The organism is Bifidobacterium sp. UBA6881 (genome assembly GCA_002451435.1).
In the GTDB taxonomy this organism is placed as follows: Bacteria; Actinomycetota; Actinomycetes; order Actinomycetales; family Bifidobacteriaceae; genus Bifidobacterium.
The window spans coordinates 20,934-21,205 of the sequence record DKCF01000036.1 but is presented as its reverse complement, the minus strand read 5'-3'; the positions used below and the strand labels follow the sequence as shown (position 1 = coordinate 21,205).

1 protein-coding gene is annotated in these 272 nt (G+C 64.3%); it reads right to left on the bottom strand.

Features of this window, described 5'->3' with window-relative positions:
- A partial coding sequence (locus B3C64_RS02960; RefSeq protein WP_291533624.1) for a chorismate-binding protein occupies positions 1-272 on the bottom strand: 272 nt, incomplete at both ends.

Below are 272 nucleotides of genomic sequence, written 5' to 3'. Positions count from 1 at the left end.
ATCTGTACGGACTCGACGCTTGCCTCGGCCTTGTTACGGGTTTCCTGCCATTCGTTGGCGGGTACGGAATCAAGCACGATTCCGGCCCCTGCCTGCACGCTCGCCTCGTGGTCGCGGATGAAAGCGGTGCGGATGGCAATCGCCATGTCGAGGTTGCCCGAGAAGTCGAAATATCCGACGGTGCCGCCGTAGATGCCGCGGTCGGCCGGTTCGAGCTCATCGATGATCTCGATGGCCCTCGGCTTCGGCGCCCCGGACAGCGTTCCCGCGGG